At 34.1% G+C, this 16,762-nt stretch carries 18 protein-coding genes; 9 read left to right on the top strand and 9 right to left on the bottom strand.

What is annotated here, in order from left to right; genetic code table 11:
• The first annotated feature begins 28 nt into the window (after positions 1–28).
• The 6 genes from M2098_RS07400 to M2098_RS07375 all read left to right on the top strand — a co-directional run bounded on the left by M2098_RS07400 (position 29) and on the right by M2098_RS07375 (position 6,664).
• A complete protein-coding gene (locus tag M2098_RS07400; RefSeq protein WP_280683289.1) occupies positions 29–1,000 on the top strand; it encodes a LacI family DNA-binding transcriptional regulator in 972 nt (323 codons plus the stop codon).
• A gap of 181 nt (positions 1,001–1,181) precedes the next feature.
• Positions 1,182–2,438 (top strand): extracellular solute-binding protein, encoded by a 1,257-nt coding sequence (locus M2098_RS07395; protein ID WP_280683291.1) that lies wholly within the window; start codon positions 1,182–1,184, stop codon positions 2,436–2,438.
• Positions 2,439–2,497: 59 nt separating this feature from the next.
• The gene (locus M2098_RS07390) at positions 2,498–3,418 is read left to right on the top strand and encodes a sugar ABC transporter permease (RefSeq protein ID WP_280683293.1); all 921 of its coding nucleotides are present in this window, start codon (positions 2,498–2,500) and stop codon (positions 3,416–3,418) included.
• Complete coding sequence (locus M2098_RS07385) at positions 3,418–4,272, top strand: carbohydrate ABC transporter permease (RefSeq protein WP_067421858.1); 855 nt, start codon at positions 3,418–3,420, stop codon at positions 4,270–4,272. Before M2098_RS07390 ends, M2098_RS07385 begins: the two co-directional genes overlap by 1 nt.
• A gap of 22 nt (positions 4,273–4,294) precedes the next feature.
• On the top strand, positions 4,295–5,962 hold the full coding sequence (locus M2098_RS07380; protein WP_280683296.1) for an alpha-glucosidase: 1,668 nt from the start codon (positions 4,295–4,297) through the stop codon (positions 5,960–5,962).
• A gap of 51 nt (positions 5,963–6,013) precedes the next feature.
• A complete protein-coding gene (locus M2098_RS07375) occupies positions 6,014–6,664 on the top strand; it encodes a hypothetical protein (protein ID WP_280683298.1) in 651 nt (216 codons plus the stop codon).
• A gap of 63 nt (positions 6,665–6,727) precedes the next feature.
• On the opposite strand, the gene M2098_RS07370 is transcribed toward M2098_RS07375, so the two are convergent.
• A complete protein-coding gene (locus tag M2098_RS07370) occupies positions 6,728–7,204 on the bottom strand; it encodes a helix-turn-helix transcriptional regulator (protein WP_134167495.1) in 477 nt (158 codons plus the stop codon).
• Positions 7,205–7,354: 150 nt separating this feature from the next.
• On the opposite strand from M2098_RS07370, the gene M2098_RS07365 reads away from it, so the two are divergent.
• The 3 genes from M2098_RS07365 (at position 7,355) to M2098_RS07355 (ending at position 8,683) form a co-directional block, all read left to right on the top strand.
• Positions 7,355–7,801 (top strand): hypothetical protein, encoded by a 447-nt coding sequence (locus tag M2098_RS07365; protein ID WP_280683301.1) that lies wholly within the window; start codon positions 7,355–7,357, stop codon positions 7,799–7,801.
• Complete coding sequence (locus M2098_RS07360) at positions 7,795–8,001, top strand: hypothetical protein (RefSeq protein ID WP_134167499.1); 207 nt, start codon at positions 7,795–7,797, stop codon at positions 7,999–8,001. Before M2098_RS07365 ends, M2098_RS07360 begins: the two co-directional genes overlap by 7 nt.
• Positions 8,002–8,143: 142 nt before the next feature.
• Entirely contained in the window at positions 8,144–8,683 is a 540-nt protein-coding gene (locus M2098_RS07355) for an ECF transporter S component (protein WP_280683303.1), read from the top strand.
• A 52-nt stretch (positions 8,684–8,735) separates the two neighbouring features.
• On the opposite strand, the gene M2098_RS07350 is transcribed toward M2098_RS07355, so the two are convergent.
• From M2098_RS07350 to M2098_RS07315, 8 genes are all read right to left on the bottom strand, one after another.
• Positions 8,736–8,987 carry a kinase to dihydroxyacetone kinase gene (locus tag M2098_RS07350; protein WP_134167513.1) on the bottom strand — a complete coding sequence of 84 codons (252 nt, stop codon included), beginning with the start codon at positions 8,985–8,987 and terminating at the stop codon, positions 8,736–8,738.
• 76 nt (positions 8,988–9,063) lie between these two features.
• Complete coding sequence (gene zupT / locus M2098_RS07345; protein WP_280683306.1) at positions 9,064–9,870, bottom strand: zinc transporter ZupT; 807 nt, start codon at positions 9,868–9,870, stop codon at positions 9,064–9,066.
• A 162-nt stretch (positions 9,871–10,032) separates the two neighbouring features.
• Entirely contained in the window at positions 10,033–10,815 is a 783-nt protein-coding gene (locus tag M2098_RS07340; protein ID WP_280683308.1) for a hypothetical protein, read from the bottom strand.
• A gap of 73 nt (positions 10,816–10,888) precedes the next feature.
• A complete protein-coding gene (locus tag M2098_RS07335; RefSeq protein WP_280683310.1) occupies positions 10,889–11,641 on the bottom strand; it encodes a hypothetical protein in 753 nt (250 codons plus the stop codon).
• Positions 11,638–12,372 (bottom strand): sigma-70 family RNA polymerase sigma factor, encoded by a 735-nt coding sequence (locus M2098_RS07330; protein WP_280683312.1) that lies wholly within the window; start codon positions 12,370–12,372, stop codon positions 11,638–11,640. The genes M2098_RS07335 and M2098_RS07330 overlap by 4 nt, the downstream gene beginning before the upstream one ends.
• A 132-nt stretch (positions 12,373–12,504) precedes the next feature.
• Positions 12,505–13,044: a DJ-1/PfpI family protein gene (locus tag M2098_RS07325; RefSeq protein ID WP_280683314.1), complete on the bottom strand. Its 540-nt coding sequence runs from the start codon at positions 13,042–13,044 to the stop codon at positions 12,505–12,507.
• Positions 13,045–13,134: 90 nt separating this feature from the next.
• Positions 13,135–14,736 carry a DEAD/DEAH box helicase gene (locus tag M2098_RS07320; RefSeq protein ID WP_280683316.1) on the bottom strand — a complete coding sequence of 534 codons (1,602 nt, stop codon included), beginning with the start codon at positions 14,734–14,736 and terminating at the stop codon, positions 13,135–13,137.
• A gap of 399 nt (positions 14,737–15,135) precedes the next feature.
• Positions 15,136–16,017 (bottom strand): hypothetical protein, encoded by an 882-nt coding sequence (locus M2098_RS07315; protein WP_280683318.1) that lies wholly within the window; start codon positions 16,015–16,017, stop codon positions 15,136–15,138.
• Positions 16,018–16,762 lie beyond the last annotated feature (745 nt).

Below are 16,762 nucleotides of genomic sequence, written 5' to 3'. Positions count from 1 at the left end.
TGTTATACTATAACTATAGGAGGTGTTTATGGCTAGTATAAAAGATGTTGCAAAGCATGCAAATGTAGGAATTGCAACGGTTAGTCGTGTGCTAAATGAATCGGGATCCGTCTCAAAAGAAACACGTGAACTTGTCTTGCAGTCCATTAAGGCACTTGGTTATGTACCAAACGAACTTGCTCGTAACTTTCAAAAAAGACAGACAAACTTTATTGGTGTAATTGCACCAAGTTTAACACACCGATTTACTTCGGAATTGCTGTCTCAATTGGAACGTGATCTAAGCGACCTTGGTTATTTTCTTTTGTTATTTGTGTCAAATCGTGATGTGAATAAAGAAATTGACTATCTTGAACGTCTTAAGTCGCAACAGGTTGCTGGGACAATTATCGTTGCTCCATTCATTAGCGTGGAACGTTCGTATCAGTTCGCCGATTTACCACTAGTTGCTTTTGATCGAATCATCAACCCCAAGATTCCTTGTGTCCATGTAGATAACTACAAAGCAGCAAATGATCTAAGTGTACGCTTACTATCCAAAACAAAAAAGAAAGTGTGTTTTGTAGGGTTTGCCGCTGATCCAAAAAGTGATGCGCAAAAACGTTTGCTTGCATTTAAGGATGTTTGTAAAAAAGCAAATCGTGAATTTACCGTGTTTGATATGATTGGTTATGCAAGTGACTTTGAATTTTTAAGTGAGGTCTTTCAACAAACAAAAGACTGTGATGGATATTTTTTCGCATGTGACTATCATGCACAGTTATTTTTAAACATTGCACTAAATCACGATATAAAAATCGGTAAGGATATTTTTGTGGTTTCATTTGATGGTTTAAAAGGAACGAAAAACATTCGCCCATTGTTGACAACAGCAGTACAAGATATGCCTGCTATTTCACAGGCATTAATCAGTGCTTTGATGCGTCGTATCAATAATGATCAAGATGTTCCTGAAGAAATCGAAGTACCATATTACATTCAAAAAGGAGAGACTTGTTAACGTAAAACAAGCTCTTTTTTTTTGCTATATAGATAATAAGGGGTCATTTTTTACAAGATTTTAACACAGTATAAGTTGGAAACTTTTCCATGAGTTTTCGCGTTGACTGGTAGCGCTACCAATGCTATATTGTGGATGAAAGAAATTTCAAAATATTCTAAATCTAGGAGGAGAGAATGAAATGAAGATCAAAAAACTTATTAAAACTTCAATGGCTGCACTGATGACATTGTCACTGGTAGCTTGTGGAGGGGGATCAGATGATGGTGGTAGTGATAAGGCAACAATTAAAGTCTTAAACTTAAAACCAGAAATTGATGAAGCTTTAAAAGACTATGCAAAATTGTATAGCGAAAAGAATGATGTAAAAGTTGAAATCGAAACATGTGGTGGGTCTAACTGTGATTATGCAGGAAAACTTGACCAATACATCTCAGCAGATAAAATCCCTGACATCTTTGTCTTAGAAGGACGAGCAGGATTTGAAGACAATAAAGAAATTCTTGCTGACATGGAAGGTGAAGAATGGGTAGCTGATACTGACTACGCTTACGAAATGGACGGTAAGGCTTACGGATTCCCATTAGGTGTTGAAGGATTTGGATTAACGTACAATAAAGACATTCTTGATAAAGCAGGAATTGATCCAGCAACATTAACAAGTTACGATGCTTATGTTGAAGCATTCAAAACATTAGATGCGAAAAAAGATGAGCTAGGAATTACAGCTCCAGTTGCAATGGCAACAGGAAGTGGTATGTACTGGGTAACTGGTAACCACAGTTTTAACTCATATTTAAGTGGAAACTTAGAAATTGGAGATACACATGTTCTTGATGAATTAAATGAAGGAACAGTTGAAGCAGATCGCATGTCAGATTATGCAGATATGATTGAACTTATCTTCAACAACTCTGACAAAACAGTATTATCTGCTGCTGGTGACCAATACGCAAACCAAGTAAAATTATTTACAGATGGAAAAACAGCATTTATTCACCAAGGTAACTGGATTGAAGGTGACGTAGCCGATATGGAAAACATTGGAATTTCTCCAGCTCCATACGGAGATGACAACGCGATTTATATCTCAGCACCAAGCTACTTTGCAGTATCAAACCGTAGCAAAAATGTAGATGCAGCAAAAGCATTCTTAAACAGTATTTATGCAACTGAAGAAGGACAAAACTTTATGTATGTGGAAGCAGCTTCTGTTTCACCATTTAAATCAATTGATATTACACCTACAACAAGTCTAGCTAAATCAGTACACGAATCACTAGTTTCTGGAAAAGGATGTCCATGGAACCAAAATGATATGCCAGCCGATTTCGGTATGCAAAAATTAGGACCTGTTCATGAAGCCTTCGCAAAAGGCGAAATCACAAAAGATGGATTTGTGGAACAAATTACGAAGTTAATTGTAGGACTTAAATAATACGTATATGACAATGAGATAGGCTATCGCCTATCTTGTTGTTTATAAGGGAGGTACATATGTTACAAACAGTAAAAAAATTAATGAATAAATCAACCTCGTTTTGGTTTTTATTACCAACAGTGGCCATGTTTATCTTAATCATTATTGTTCCATTTTTAAGAGGGATTTACCTGTCATTTACAGATTGGAACAATGCAGTACAATCTACATTTAACTTTGTAGGTTTAGACAACTATCTTGGGGTCTTAAAAGAACCACAATTCTTATATTCAGTACAGTGGACATTTATTTACACAGCAGTAAATGTCATCGTTGTGAATGTGATTGCAATAGGATTGGCAATACTCGTTACTCAAAAATTAAAACTAACCAATTTATATCGTGCAGGATTCTTTATTCCTAACCTCATTGGTGGAATCGTTCTTGGTACGATCTGGATGTTTATTTTCAATTCAGCAATCCCGTATATCGGGGAGGCACTTGGCAATAGTTTTCTAGCAGAGTCATTTTTAAATAATGCAGGAACTGCTAAATTTGCTTTAATTCTTGTTGGAACTTGGCAATACATTGGATACATTATGATGATTTATATTGCTGCAATTCAAAATATCCCTAAGGATTTAATTGAAGCAAGTAGTATTGATGGAGCAAATGCATGGCAACGCTTTCGTAATGTAGTCTTACCAATGATTCGTCAATCCATCACAATTGGGACATTCTTGACATTGGTAAATGCGTTTAAACAATATGATTTGAACTTAATGTTAAGTAATGGAGGGCCTGCACAATTTGGAGCAGGTGGAAGTATTCAAGCAACACAATTATTATCATTAGACATTGTAAAACGTGGGCAATTAGGAACCATTGAAAACATGCGTGCATCAGCACAATCAGAAGCAATTATTTTCTTCTTGATTCTATTCGTGATTTCGATGCTTCAAATGCACTTTACAAAAAGTAAGGAGGTAGAAATGTAATGTCAAAAAAGATGAGACGAACGTTCCTTGAAGGAACTGCAATGATACTATTCTTTATTTTTATCATTCCATTTATTCTACTTGTGATTAACTCATTTAAAAGTAAAGATGCAATCCTGGACAATCCCTTTTCGTTGAGTGGAATTTTGGAAACTGGATTTGATAACTACATCAATCTATTCTCTGATAGTACCATCAATATTGGAAGTGCATTTCTTACAAGTGTATTTGTGACAATTGTTGGTCTAGTACTTGTTGTCTTGTTTTCTTCGATGGCAGCTTGGGTGCTTGTGCGATCAAAGAAATGGTGGAGTAAGATTATCTTCTTGATGTTTGTTGGATCGATGGTTATTCCATTTCAAGTAATTATGTTTCCTTTGATTTCAACGCTTTCTTCATTTTCGAAAGCAACAGGAATCGAAACATTGGGGAATGTGTTCTTCCTTCCAATCGCTTATTTGGCATTTCAATCGTCATTATCAATTTTCATGTACCATGGATTCATCAAAGGAATTCCAAAGGAATTAGAAGAAGCAGCAATGATTGATGGGTGTAGTCGTTTTCAAACATTCCGTTTGATTATTCTACCCATCTTAAAACCAATTACTGTAACCGTGGTTTTATTGAATGGAATATGGTTGTGGAATGATTACCTTTTACCACAAATGTTGTTATTAGGTAGTGACACGATTACTTTACCGATTGCCATTAACCGTTTGGCTTCACAATCATACGGAACAAATTACGCAGTTTTATTACCTGCAGCAGTATTAACGATCTTACCAATTATTTTACTGTTCATTAAAGCTCAAAAACATATCATCAAAGGGATGGTAGAGGGAGCAGTAAAATAAAAAAATAATAGGAGATGGACTTATGGGTGAACATAACACATATAAATGGTGGAAAGAAGCTGTTGGATATCAAATTTATCCAAAAACATTCTTTGATGCAAATAACGATGGATATGGGGATATCCAAGGTATCATTGATAAACTTCCATATCTCCGCGAATTAGGCATCGACTTTATCTGGATTTGTCCATTCTTTGATTCACCTTTGGATGATAATGGCTATGATATTCGTAATTACTACAAAGTACATGAAAACTTTGGGAATATGCAGGATATCAAAACATTGATTGCAAAGGCCAAAGAAATGGATATTCGAATTATTGTGGACTTGGTCTTAAACCATACATCAGATGAGCATGAATGGTTTGTGAATGTAAAAAAACATTCAAATAGTATGTATCGAGACTACTATATTCTTAAGGAAGGTAAAGCAGGCAAACCACCAAATAACTGGGGAAGTTTCTTTGGTGGAAGCGCTTGGGAAAAACTAAATGATAAAGAATACTATTTAAAATTATTCTCAAAGAAAATGCCAGATTTAAACTGGTCAAATCGCAAACTTCGCACAGCATTATATCAAATCGCATCATGGTGGTTAGAATTAGGTGTAGATGGTTTTCGCATTGATGCAATTGCACATATTGCAAAAGATACTAGCTATAAAGATTCGACATTAGAAAGTGATACAGAATTTGTCTCCGACTGGTCAAAGTTTTCCAATTTACCACGAGTTCATGAATATATAAAAGAATTTCATGAAGAAGTCTTAGAACCCAACAATGCGTTTGCTGTGGGAGAAGTGGGAGGAGACCCCAGTGTTGAAGATGTTTTAAAGTATTGTGCATTCGATCGTAATGAGTTGGATGTAACCTTTACTTTCGATCATATGTGGTGTAATAACATCAACGAAGCATCCTCTTTAACAGAATTAAAAACCAATGTGAAAGAATTAAAAGAAACACTTGAACACTGGCAAGTATCCTTGATAAAGAAAGCATGGTATCCGTTGTATTGGAATAATCACGATTTCAATCGTTTGGTTTCAAACTATGGAAGTGTGAAATATCCACAACAATCAGCAAAGGCACTTGCAACGTTAATGTATGGTATGTGGGGAACCATGTTTATTTATCAGGGTGAAGAAATTGGTATGGAAAACTATCCATTTACTTCGATTGACCAATTGGAAGATGTGCAAGCAAAAGGTCAATATGAAGCAACACCGTTACCACAACGTGAAAAGTTTTTAAGAAAACTGTTTATGACTTCACGAGATAACATGCGAACAGTAATGCAGTGGGACGATACAAAGAATGCGGGCTTTAGCAGTGCTAAACCAAGCATGCTTTTAAATCCAAATTACAAACGTATCAACGTAAAGCAACAAATGAGTGATCCAAATTCTGTTTGGCATTATTATAAAAAAATCATTCATTTAAAAAAATCAAACATGACCTTTATTTATGGTGATATTGTGTTTGCTGATGTGATTGCTGACCAGGTTATTCAATATGCAAGATTCGATGATCATAATCGATATCTTGTAGTTGTGAATTTGGGAGAGAATGATTGTGAAATTGAAATTCCAGACATTCAATCGATTATTTTATCAAATGTTAAAACAACAAAACCAATGGGAAACATATTGAAGTTATCTGCTTTCGATTCATATATATTTAAAGTAAAGTAACATATGTAAAGCACATCGAAAGGGTGTGCTTTTTAAATAAGGATAATCAAAATGAAAAATATACAAAACATTGATGACAATAAATGGAAAGATATTTCCATTGAAGCATTTGTCTCACTGATCAAGAAAACAGGTGAGCGGCCACTGGTTTTGATTGATGGACTAGCTGGTTCAGGTAAAAGCACACTTACTGCCATGCTTGCTAGTCACCTGGAAGCTAGTATTGTTGCTAGCGATGATTTAACATGGCATGCAGATCCAATCACCTGGAGTGAGATGTGTGTACGTGAGGTAATAAAGCCGTGGCAGGCAAGTAAAAGTGTACGGTTTAAGCCAAATGCGTGGCATACACATCACCGACCAGGATGTATCTTTGCCGATGGAAAGAAACCATTACTTATTGAGGGTATGTCAGTGTGTAGAAAAACACTTAAGCAATTTGCAGATTACACCATTTGGGTATACGCAGATGAAGTCGTTGCACGTAATCGTGTTATTTCACGTGATCTTGCAAATCAAAGTAATGGTACAACTCGAAAAGAAGTTGAAGAATTTGCAGCTTGGTGGGATGCGCAAACACACCCATTTTTAATGATAGAACAAGCTTGGAATCACGTTGATGCAATAATTAAGATAAAGCAAATACAACCAACGGTAAAACTCCAAATACAACAAAATCCCAAGCATGTCGCTTCATTATAACTAAATGCATATACGAAAAAGAGGAATTATAGAAAATAATTCACATCTCATACTTTTGCTTTTTTAGTTGTCTTCGTTAGCAATTGAAGTTTTCTCTATCCATAAGTTCAAGGAATCTACAATAAGTGACATTTTGTGTAGGTTTTCTTTAATCGTGTTAAAATCTTCCATCTCATCGTGTGAGATCACTTCATCAGCAACGATATTGATAAAACGTTCTTTATTGTTTGATAGTTCATTAAGTGTCGATAGCATTTCAAGCGATATCTGTGATAATGATTTCTCTTTAATTTCAGCAACTTGATCTTTACCTATTTCACAATCATGTGAACAATAATAATTGCATAATGATGGATTTTTATAACATGTTGCCATTGCCTTAGCTTCTTCAGGATATGGCAATGATTTATCATATTCTATTTTTTCTAAACGACTTTTTGATATTCCTAATGTATCTGCAGCTACTTCACGTGTAAGGTTTGCTTTCTCACGACTTTGAAAGTAGTAATTTTTATTCTCTTTGATTGAACGTTGTCCCATAATCCCTCCACTAGACACACTCTAATACGTTTTTGTGAAAGTGTTAGAATGCGCTAATAACTACAATTGCAAGTTTCTCTTCTTTTGTATTCATTATAGACTATTTGTATATCAAAACAAGGTATTGTTTGGAGGGGATTGATTATATACATGACAAATCCAGAGTTAAAAAGAGAAATCAAGGAAGCTAAAGATGCCGGAAATAGAGCACTTACTAGTTTAGAGAGTGCGCTTAAACAACTAGAAAGTGCAAGTTCTTGGGGACTATTTGATATGCTTGGTGGTGGTCTTATATCAGGGATGATGAAACACTCAAGATTTGATGATGCTAGCGAGTATATGGAACAAGCAAAATATGAATTACAATGCTTTCAAAAAGAATTGTTAGATCTTAGCATTCCTGAAGATTTTGGCATTCATATTGGTAGTTTTCTAACTTTTGCTGATTTCTTCTTCGATGGAATTATCGCAGATTGGATGGTCCAATCAAAAATCAGTGATGCACGTTTACAAGTTGAACAAGCCATCGAAAAGATCCAAGTGATTATGCAAGATTTAGATGCGTGGGATAGTAAGATAGGTGAAGAAGTATGTTAACATTTTTATTTTTAATTATTTTTAGTCGAATTATATGGGTAGCAGTGAAAGCCACTTGGTCAGTTACAAAGATCGTATTATTTATCTTTTTTATGCCACTACTTTTTATTGGTGCAATCATTGGTGGTTTGATGTATGTAGCAATTCCATTACTTGTGGTGGCAGGAATTATTTCTCTAATCACAAGACCAGTAAATTAGTAACCAGTCCGAGGTTATAAGATGTAATCTCGGTTTTTATATAAATTCTGTGTGTATTTTTCCACAAAAAGTTATAAATTCATGTATAATTTAGACTTGTCTACTAGATATTACACATACATATATGTGTTTAAGGAGAAATATGATTCAGAATAAAAAGATTTTATGGATTACGCAAACCGCTGTGTTTGTTGCGTTATTAGTTGTTGTGCAAGCAGCAACGGCACCTTTAGGAAATACCCTAATAACAGGTAGTTTAGTAAATATGTTACTAATTATTTCAGTTATGACGTGTGGTGTATTTTCGGGAATGAGTGTTGCTCTTATCTCACCAATTATGGCTAAGCTTGTTGGTATTGGTCCACTTTGGTCGATCATTCCATTTGTGGCACTTGGAAATATCTCATTAATTCTTGTATGGTATTTTGTGGGGAATCGCAAGATGTCGAGTCTATATGTATCATACATTGTTGCCTGTGTTTTAGGTGCAATTGCTAAGTTTGTTGTTTTATATATTGGAGTAGTAAAAATTGCAGTACCAATTATACTTGCATTGCCAGAACCACAAGCAACTGTAGTCTCTACAATGTTTGCATTACCACAATTGTTTACAGCATTACTTGGTGGAGTTGTAGCTCTACTTGTATTACCAAGAATCAAACAAGCACTTAATCAAGCCTAATAAATAAAAAGATGTAAATCTTCTACACGTTGTAGTGATTTACATCTTTTCTTTATCCTTTTAAACCTCTTGATTGACGGTCCATATCTTCAACTACGATATCATAGATTTCACCAAGAGTTGCGCAATACTTAAGCACATCCCAAGGTTCATTCGTATGATAGTGGATTTTGATAAGTTCATCATCTCCGACGGCTAATAAACTATCTCCTTTGAAGTTATTTGAAATATAATCAAATATCACATCTTCATTTAACTCATGTCCTTCAATGAGTAATTGTGTATCATATCTAAATTCTGTCATACATATACCTTCCTTTGTTTTATTATGGTTTGTTTTTACTCAATAGTCAAAAGAAAAAGCATCAGTGATGCTCATTCTATAAAAAGAGTAATAAACTTACTGCCATTACGATCATTCCAAGAATTAATCCATAAATGGAAATATGATGTTCTCCATATTCTCTGGCAGCTGGTAGTAATTCATCAAATGAGATGAATACCATAATTCCGGCAACTCCGGCAAAAATACAACCAAAGACAACATCATTCATAATCGGCATTAATACTAACCAACCAACTAAAGCCCCAATAGGCTCTGCTAATCCGGATAAGAATGAATATTTAAATGCTGTAGCTTTTGAACCTGTCGCATAATAAATTGGTGCAGATACTGCAATTCCTTCGGGAATATTGTGGATTGCGATTGCTACGACAATGGGGATTGCAAGCGTTGGATCTTGTAAAGCAGATACAAAGGTTGCAAGTCCTTCAGGAAAGTTGTGAATTCCAATAGCTAAAGCGGTCATCACTCCCATGCGGTGCAATTTCTTTTTATCTCGTTCGACTTTTGTTTCTAATTGAAAATCAACTTCTTTTGGTTCATGTGGATTTTCTTCACTTGGTACCAGTTTATCGATAATAGCGATCACAAACATTCCCACGAAAAAGGAAATGACGGTAATCCAACTTCCAAGTTTTTCACCAAGTTCACCAATGAGTGTATGTTGTGCACTTGCGAATATCTCAATCATGGATACATAAACCATGACTCCAGCAGAGAACCCAAGAGAAAATGATAAGAATTTTTTATTTGTTTGTTTTGCAAAAAAGGCGATACAGCTTCCAATACCAGTACATAAACCAGCAATTGCTGTAAGCATAAATGCAATCATTACGTTACTCATGTATATTCTCCTCTTCTAAAAGTTAGTTATATCTAACTTAATCCAATACTATCACTTTGATAGGGGGTGGTCAACTCTTATAACTTTATATATATATTTAATCATAGTTTAGAAGAATGCTAAAGAAACATGCACGTAATAAAAAGCAAGCGTCAAGCTTGCTTAGTGTCTGTTGCCGTGGTGGCGATTTCCTTGTCCATTTTGATGGTGTTGATTTGTATTTTGTTGGTTGTAGTAAATACAGTCTTCATTATGTCTAGCAGTTCCATCACAGTTTGGATTGCAGCAATTCGCTGGACAATTTGCATGCTGTTGATGGTGGCTATACATAGGTGTTGTTTGTTTTGTACTTGTGTTTGTATTTACTTGTTGATAGTTTGGATTGTAGACACAATCCGCTTTGTGTAAACCTGTACCATCGCAGTTAGGATTGCAACAATTCATTGGACAGTTTTCATGTTGTTGATGTTGCATAATCGGTGTTGTTTGTTGATTTGTTGTATCGATACTTGGAGTGCTAGTTGTTTGTGTTTGGTTTGGATAGATACAATTTTCATTGTGCAATGCATTTACATGTTTGTGTAGATGGGTTTGTAGTTCTTTTTTGTATGTCCCATCAAAACAATTTCCTTTAAATGTGACTTGTACATCATTTGCATCTACGCCTTCAAGATATCCTTGTTCATGGTACTTAGTCAGTAGCGAAGTGAGTACTGTCGTTGCTGTACGATCTTCATAAGTAATATCCTTAACTACTGCTTTTGCCTTTTGATCTTTTGGCTCCATTTGGACAACTTTACCATCTTGATCCACTTGTAATTCTACAGATGGTAGTGTTTTTAATAAGATGGTACCACTACTTGTTGGGTTGCTAGTGATTGCACTACAACCGATGCACATGGTAAACATAAGTAAAGCTGCGCATACATATTTTATTCGTTTCATTTGATGAACCCCCTTTGTTTGGTCACTATACCTTACGTAATGCAAAACAAATAAGTGGGGTCAAAACGAAAAATTACTTATTATGTTGTTTCTTTTCTTGCTCGCGTTTTTGTTCATGTGTTTCTTCTTGGGTATTGTGTTGCTTGTTATTTTGTTGCCTATTGTTTTGTTGTTGTTGGTGTTCATCAGGAGTCGTACTAGGATTTCCTTGGTTTTGATGTTGTTCTTGCTTGCGCTCATGTTTTTTAGAGATGTGTTCAATTTCATAATCGATTTCTTTATGACATAACTTCTCATTTAAGTTTAATTCAAGGTTATTACTAATACTATCGTATAGTTTCTGGTCATCTGTATCAATATATACCTCAATGGTTTTTCCGTCGACTAATGTATCGTTTTGCATTCCATAATCAATAATTGCATTGGCAAAATCAATGTAACTTTTGTGTTTACAGTTCATACTTTCTAGTGCTTCTACAGCATCTGGATTTAGCCCTTCTACTTCAAGTATATTTCCATCTGTATCAATATCGATACGGTATTCAGGATTGTAACTCAACCAGATACTTGCAGCAGCAACTGGTGTATTAAAGGTTGGAATGATGAAAAGTATAAGTGCAATACATACACTAAGAACAGCAAACCGAGGAATCCATTTTCGTCTTTTGTGTGTCACTACTTCTTGTGTTGTGATATCTTCATAAGGAATGATTGCATCAATTTGATCACCAAGTTGATAATTGAAATTTAAAGCTAGACTAAATGTACCTGCTTGGTCAAGAACGACAACGTAGCTTTCATGTACTTCTATTACTACGTATTTCATGAAATCACTCCTTTCGTTTTTGGTTGTGTAATTTTGTGTAAATGTTCACGCATAAACTCGTATCCATTAGAATAAATAATTAATAATGCAATGATATAACTTCGATGACGTTCAATAATTTTTCTATCAATGTTTACAAGTTGCAGGATATCTTTTATTGGTAAACGTTTGGATTCTTTGAGTTGCATAATTAATGAAGGCTTTTCTATTGCAACATATATAATTTGTCTACATGCTTCAAGTGTCCGTGTTTGTTTTGGAGCCTGTTTTGCAATATCTGTTAGTTGCAAAGAAAAACTTTGTAGTTCTTGTTGGAACTCGATTAGTTCTGCTTGAATTGCTGTTGTTGCTGGAATGGTATATCGATACGTGTTAGATGGAATATGATCTAACAAGGTTTGATTTTCTTCATCACTTTCATCTAAAGATATATGTGTATGCTTTTTTTCACTACGAAGATAATCGATAACTTTGTGTTTCATAACTCGTGTTGCATAATTTAGGAACGTACCTTTATCAGATTCATACGAATTTATGGCATGATAAAAACCCAACATTGCAAAACTTAGTTCATCATCAACACCATAAACAACATGCCGTTTACATACCTCACTAGTTATCGTAGCTATAAACGGTTTATATTGTTTGATTAATGCATCAGCAAGAAGTGGGTTATGCTTTGCGGCTTTTACTTGTTTTTCAATTGTGTTATCAACGCGCATTTGTTTCATGTATCATCCTCTATAGACTCATCATAGTACAACAACTAGAAATGGTAAATAGATATTCCTTCTACCTATAGTATACGTATGAAATATTTTAAAAATGGGGTAAAAAAAGAGGAAATTGCATTCCTCAAGGTTTTATTTCTCGTAATATATTTCTGCTTTGATTTTTTGTTCCTGTGCATCACCTTGTAAGGTTTTGATAATTAGAAAACCAAAGTCGATAACTGCTGCAGCACTACGTCCAGTAATAATCTTTCCATCAATTGCTGTATATGTATCTACATACGTACCACCAAAGTCTTCATTCATACTTGTAAAACATGTGTAATACTTGTTTTTTAAGTAACCAAGACGACCAAGGATTGTTGGTGCAGCACAAATTGCGGCAACATATTTATCATGTTTCATAAAGTAGTCAATGATATTTGTTACTTCTTTACTGTCTTCAAGTTCTTTCCAGTGGGGACCACCAGGTAAAAACAACATATCGTATGTTGTATAATCTACATCTTTTAATGATTGGGTTTTTGAAACGGTAATATCAAAACGTCCAGTTGCTTCTGTGCCGTGTAATGAGGCAATATCTACTTCCAATCCAGAACGTCTAAGTAGGGCAATTGTTCCAACCGCTTCAAGTTCTTCGAAACCATTACTCATAATTGTTAAAATTTTCATGTTATGTTCCTCCTAAGCAAGCTTAGTATAGCACGTTTTGGCAGGGAAAATGTATCTGTTGACTAAAGAAAAAAACTTGGTTTCCCAAGTTTAGTTAATCATTTCTTTTTTATAGAAGCGAGCATTGATTGTACGTTTGTTGATTGATGCACCATCTAACTGGCTTACTGCTTGTTTTGCGATTTTCTTATCCACATTTACAATACAGTATTTATTACGTAAATCAATTTTACCAATTTGGCTTGATTCCGCTTGTGTGCTAATTAAGATAGCATCTTCAATTTGCTTTGGTGTCACACGGTTGTTTTTACCAATCGATAGTTTAATATCAATTCCACCCTTTAAAACTGGACGTTTGATTTTTTGCATTTGTGGCATAGTTGTACTAGCTACAGGTGCATCCACTGTATTTGTAATCATTGCAAGTAATGCAGCAATAATGCCTTGATGACCTAAGCCTTCTGCATATAACTCATTGATTAATTCAAAATCAATTGCTGTTTCATTCATTGTTTTTGCAATACTCACGATTTCTTGTTTAAGTTTTTCTTTGCGAATGGCATCAATATCCACTTTTGTCGGTATTTCTTGACGGGTAATTTCCGCTTTAGTGAATTTCATCAATCCTTTTAATTGGTTAAATTGACGATTTCCTTGCACTAATGTAATCGCTTGTCCGTTTTTACCAGCACGACCGGTACGTCCAATACGGTGTACATAGATTTCGTTATCTTGTGGTAAATCGTAATTTACAACCAAATCGATGTTGTTCACATCAATTCCACGTGCTGCAATATCCGTAGCAACCAAAATACATTGTTTTGCATTTTTGAAGTTATTCATGATTTTTGTACGACGTTCTTGTTTAATATCACCATGTAATGCATGTGCTTTGTGATCAGATTTGCTTAAGGATTCCACTAAATCATCAACTCCAGCTTTTGTATTACAGAAGATTACACATAACTTAGGGTTATAGTAACTAAGTAAGGTTTGTAAGACTTCACGCTTTTTCTCACCACGAGGGATATCGTAGAATACTTGTTGAATGGCATCTACGGTTTTGTGTTTACTTTTAATTTCGATTTCTACAGGATCCTTCAAATACGTTACAGCGATTTGACGGATTGGTTTTGGCATTGTAGCACTAAATAGAATGGTTTGGTGTTCAGGTTTTGCCTTGCTTAAGATAAATTCAATATCTTCACGGAATCCCATATTTAACATTTCATCGGCTTCATCTAAAACCACACAATCACAGTCATGTAATTTGATTGTTTTACGACGAATGTGATCATTTAGTCTTCCTGGTGTACCAACAATAATTTGGACACCTTTTTTGATCGCGCGGATTTGGCGGTCGATTGGTACACCTCCAAATACACTTACGAGTTTAATTCCTTCGATGTATTTACAGAATTTACGAAGTTCTTCTTCGACTTGTAATGCAAGCTCTCTAGTTGGACAAACAACCAAAACTTGTTTCATTTGTTTCTCACTGATTTGTTGAATCAATGGAAGACCAAAAGATGCTGTCTTTCCTGTACCTGTATTTGATTTGGCAATAATATCATGACCAGCTAACACAAGCGGAATTGCTTTTGTTTGAATTTCGGTTGGTTCTTGATATCCTTGCTCGCTAATTGCGTGTAATAATTGTTCGTTTTTTAATAGTTCGTTAAATTTGCTCATTTGTCCCATACTTTCTTTGCTTGCGCAATTCGCTAATTATATATGTGAATGCGAAAAATAGCAAGAAATACTTTGAAAAGTAAGCAGATTCGTTCCTAAGGTTTTTCATGGGTCGATGAATATTGCTTGCGCATTTGAAAACGAAAATGACGAATACATTTTTATCTGGTCGGTTGAAGCTATCCAAATATCATGTATATCGTCATTTTTTGCGTTTAAAAAACTTATATCCTTATATGCAAGTTTCTTGATATGGATAACAATGAATGGTTGTTAATTATTTTGAGAGAACTCAAGACTCTTCATTTTACCATTGCAAGAAATGCTTTAAAGACACAAAGATTGTTTAGTACTTATCAGTGATTTATCGAGACTTGGTACGCACCGGTTGAATTAAGCCTAACTATTTAAAAAAGATTCTTTAATTTCTTTTATCTGAATCAATTTTTCAAATTCGTTTCTGGAACGATAATTAGTATTTACAATCCAATCTATCTTTAGCAAAACACGTGCATACAACCTTATTTTTTTTGCATCATCTTCAGCCACACAAGAAGTATAGTTAATCATAGATATTTCATAAATTTTATTACTTTCTTTCCTTACTTTTTTATGAATTTCTTCAACCATATTGTTTTTACTATATTTTTCAAAATCTTCTTGATTTCCATATGGCGATACAGCAGATAAAACACGTAAAACATCATCTAAATTAAGTTTCTTTTTTGAAGCCACTTCCATTAAATTAGAACGCCAACTTGTTGAATCGTGCATTTTGTCTGCAGAAACATTTTTGATAGTTTTAGAAGCTTGTATTACTGTTATAACAACACCACCAAACCCAATAATTGAAGAAACAATAGTAACGACGTTTTCATCAATTTGTGACAGATCAACTATCATTATAAAGTTATATGCTTTAAGTAATATTATAAATAACACTACTAATTGAGGCACATATTTTAGAAACATATATAAAGAAGTGAATAACTCTGCATTGTTAATGTTTCCGATTGCTACAAATGAGTTTTTTATCCATCTTAAAAGAAATTTTCTAGAAGCATACCATATCATTAAACATCCAACTACTTTCGCTAAGTATACACAACTATCAAAATTAAGTTTCATTAATTTATAAAAATAAACAAACTCTCCAGTTCCTCTTGCATCTTTTAATATCCAAGTTAACATGGCAAACGGTATCACTATTAGTAATGAACTGTATATCATTAAAGCAATAACGCTGTGTTTATTTGACAACTCCTTTATAATATTAATCATCTCCTTTATTTTTTTATCATCTATTTTTACTTCTTCTTACTTATTAATAATACCATAAAATCTATATTATGGGGTATCGGCAATACCTCTTTTAAACTTATATTTTCAAGATTTTCTCTTATAATTACTCCTTTTTTAGTTTAGAAAAAGTAACGTATTCATTACCTTCATTTACTTTTCTTATACTTATTCTTTTGGATCCACCACTATTGTGCAGCATATCTTTCGTATGTTACAATATCATAGAACTTATTGTGTACTGTATATATTTAGGGAACACACAATAGGGCAATCGTATTCTTTGATACTATCCTTTCAATATACTGTTTTCTTAGCATACGTAGAAAGGATTATATTTTATGAGTTTGTTACAATATGCAACTCTTTGTTGTCTTGTTATCAATACCGCGATTAATATTCTAAGGTATTGTCAAGGCAATTAAAAGTTAAGAAAAGCACCTATTGCGAGTAGGTGCTTTTTTTGATCAAATATATGATCTCTCCTCTTAAAAAGATATTATATCCTTTTGAGTTAATACAATATGTTAGATAAGTAAGAAGTTGTTTGTTTAAACTTTCTCATTTATCTAGTTGTATTATATCAAATGCAATAACTTTTAACAAGTTTTTACACATTTCTATTATAGAAACCTCAATTATTTTTTTAATTGCAACACCTCGTTGCAATCAGATGATACAAGGTATAATATAAGTGACTTTATGTTTCGGGACAATTGAAAGGAGG

The organism is Breznakia sp. PFB1-19, from assembly GCF_029893935.1.
Classification (GTDB): domain Bacteria; phylum Bacillota_I; class Bacilli_A; order Erysipelotrichales; family Erysipelotrichaceae; genus Breznakia; species Breznakia blatticola.
Note: the sequence above shows the minus strand (reverse complement) of the source record. Positions and strands in the feature narration are given on the sequence as shown.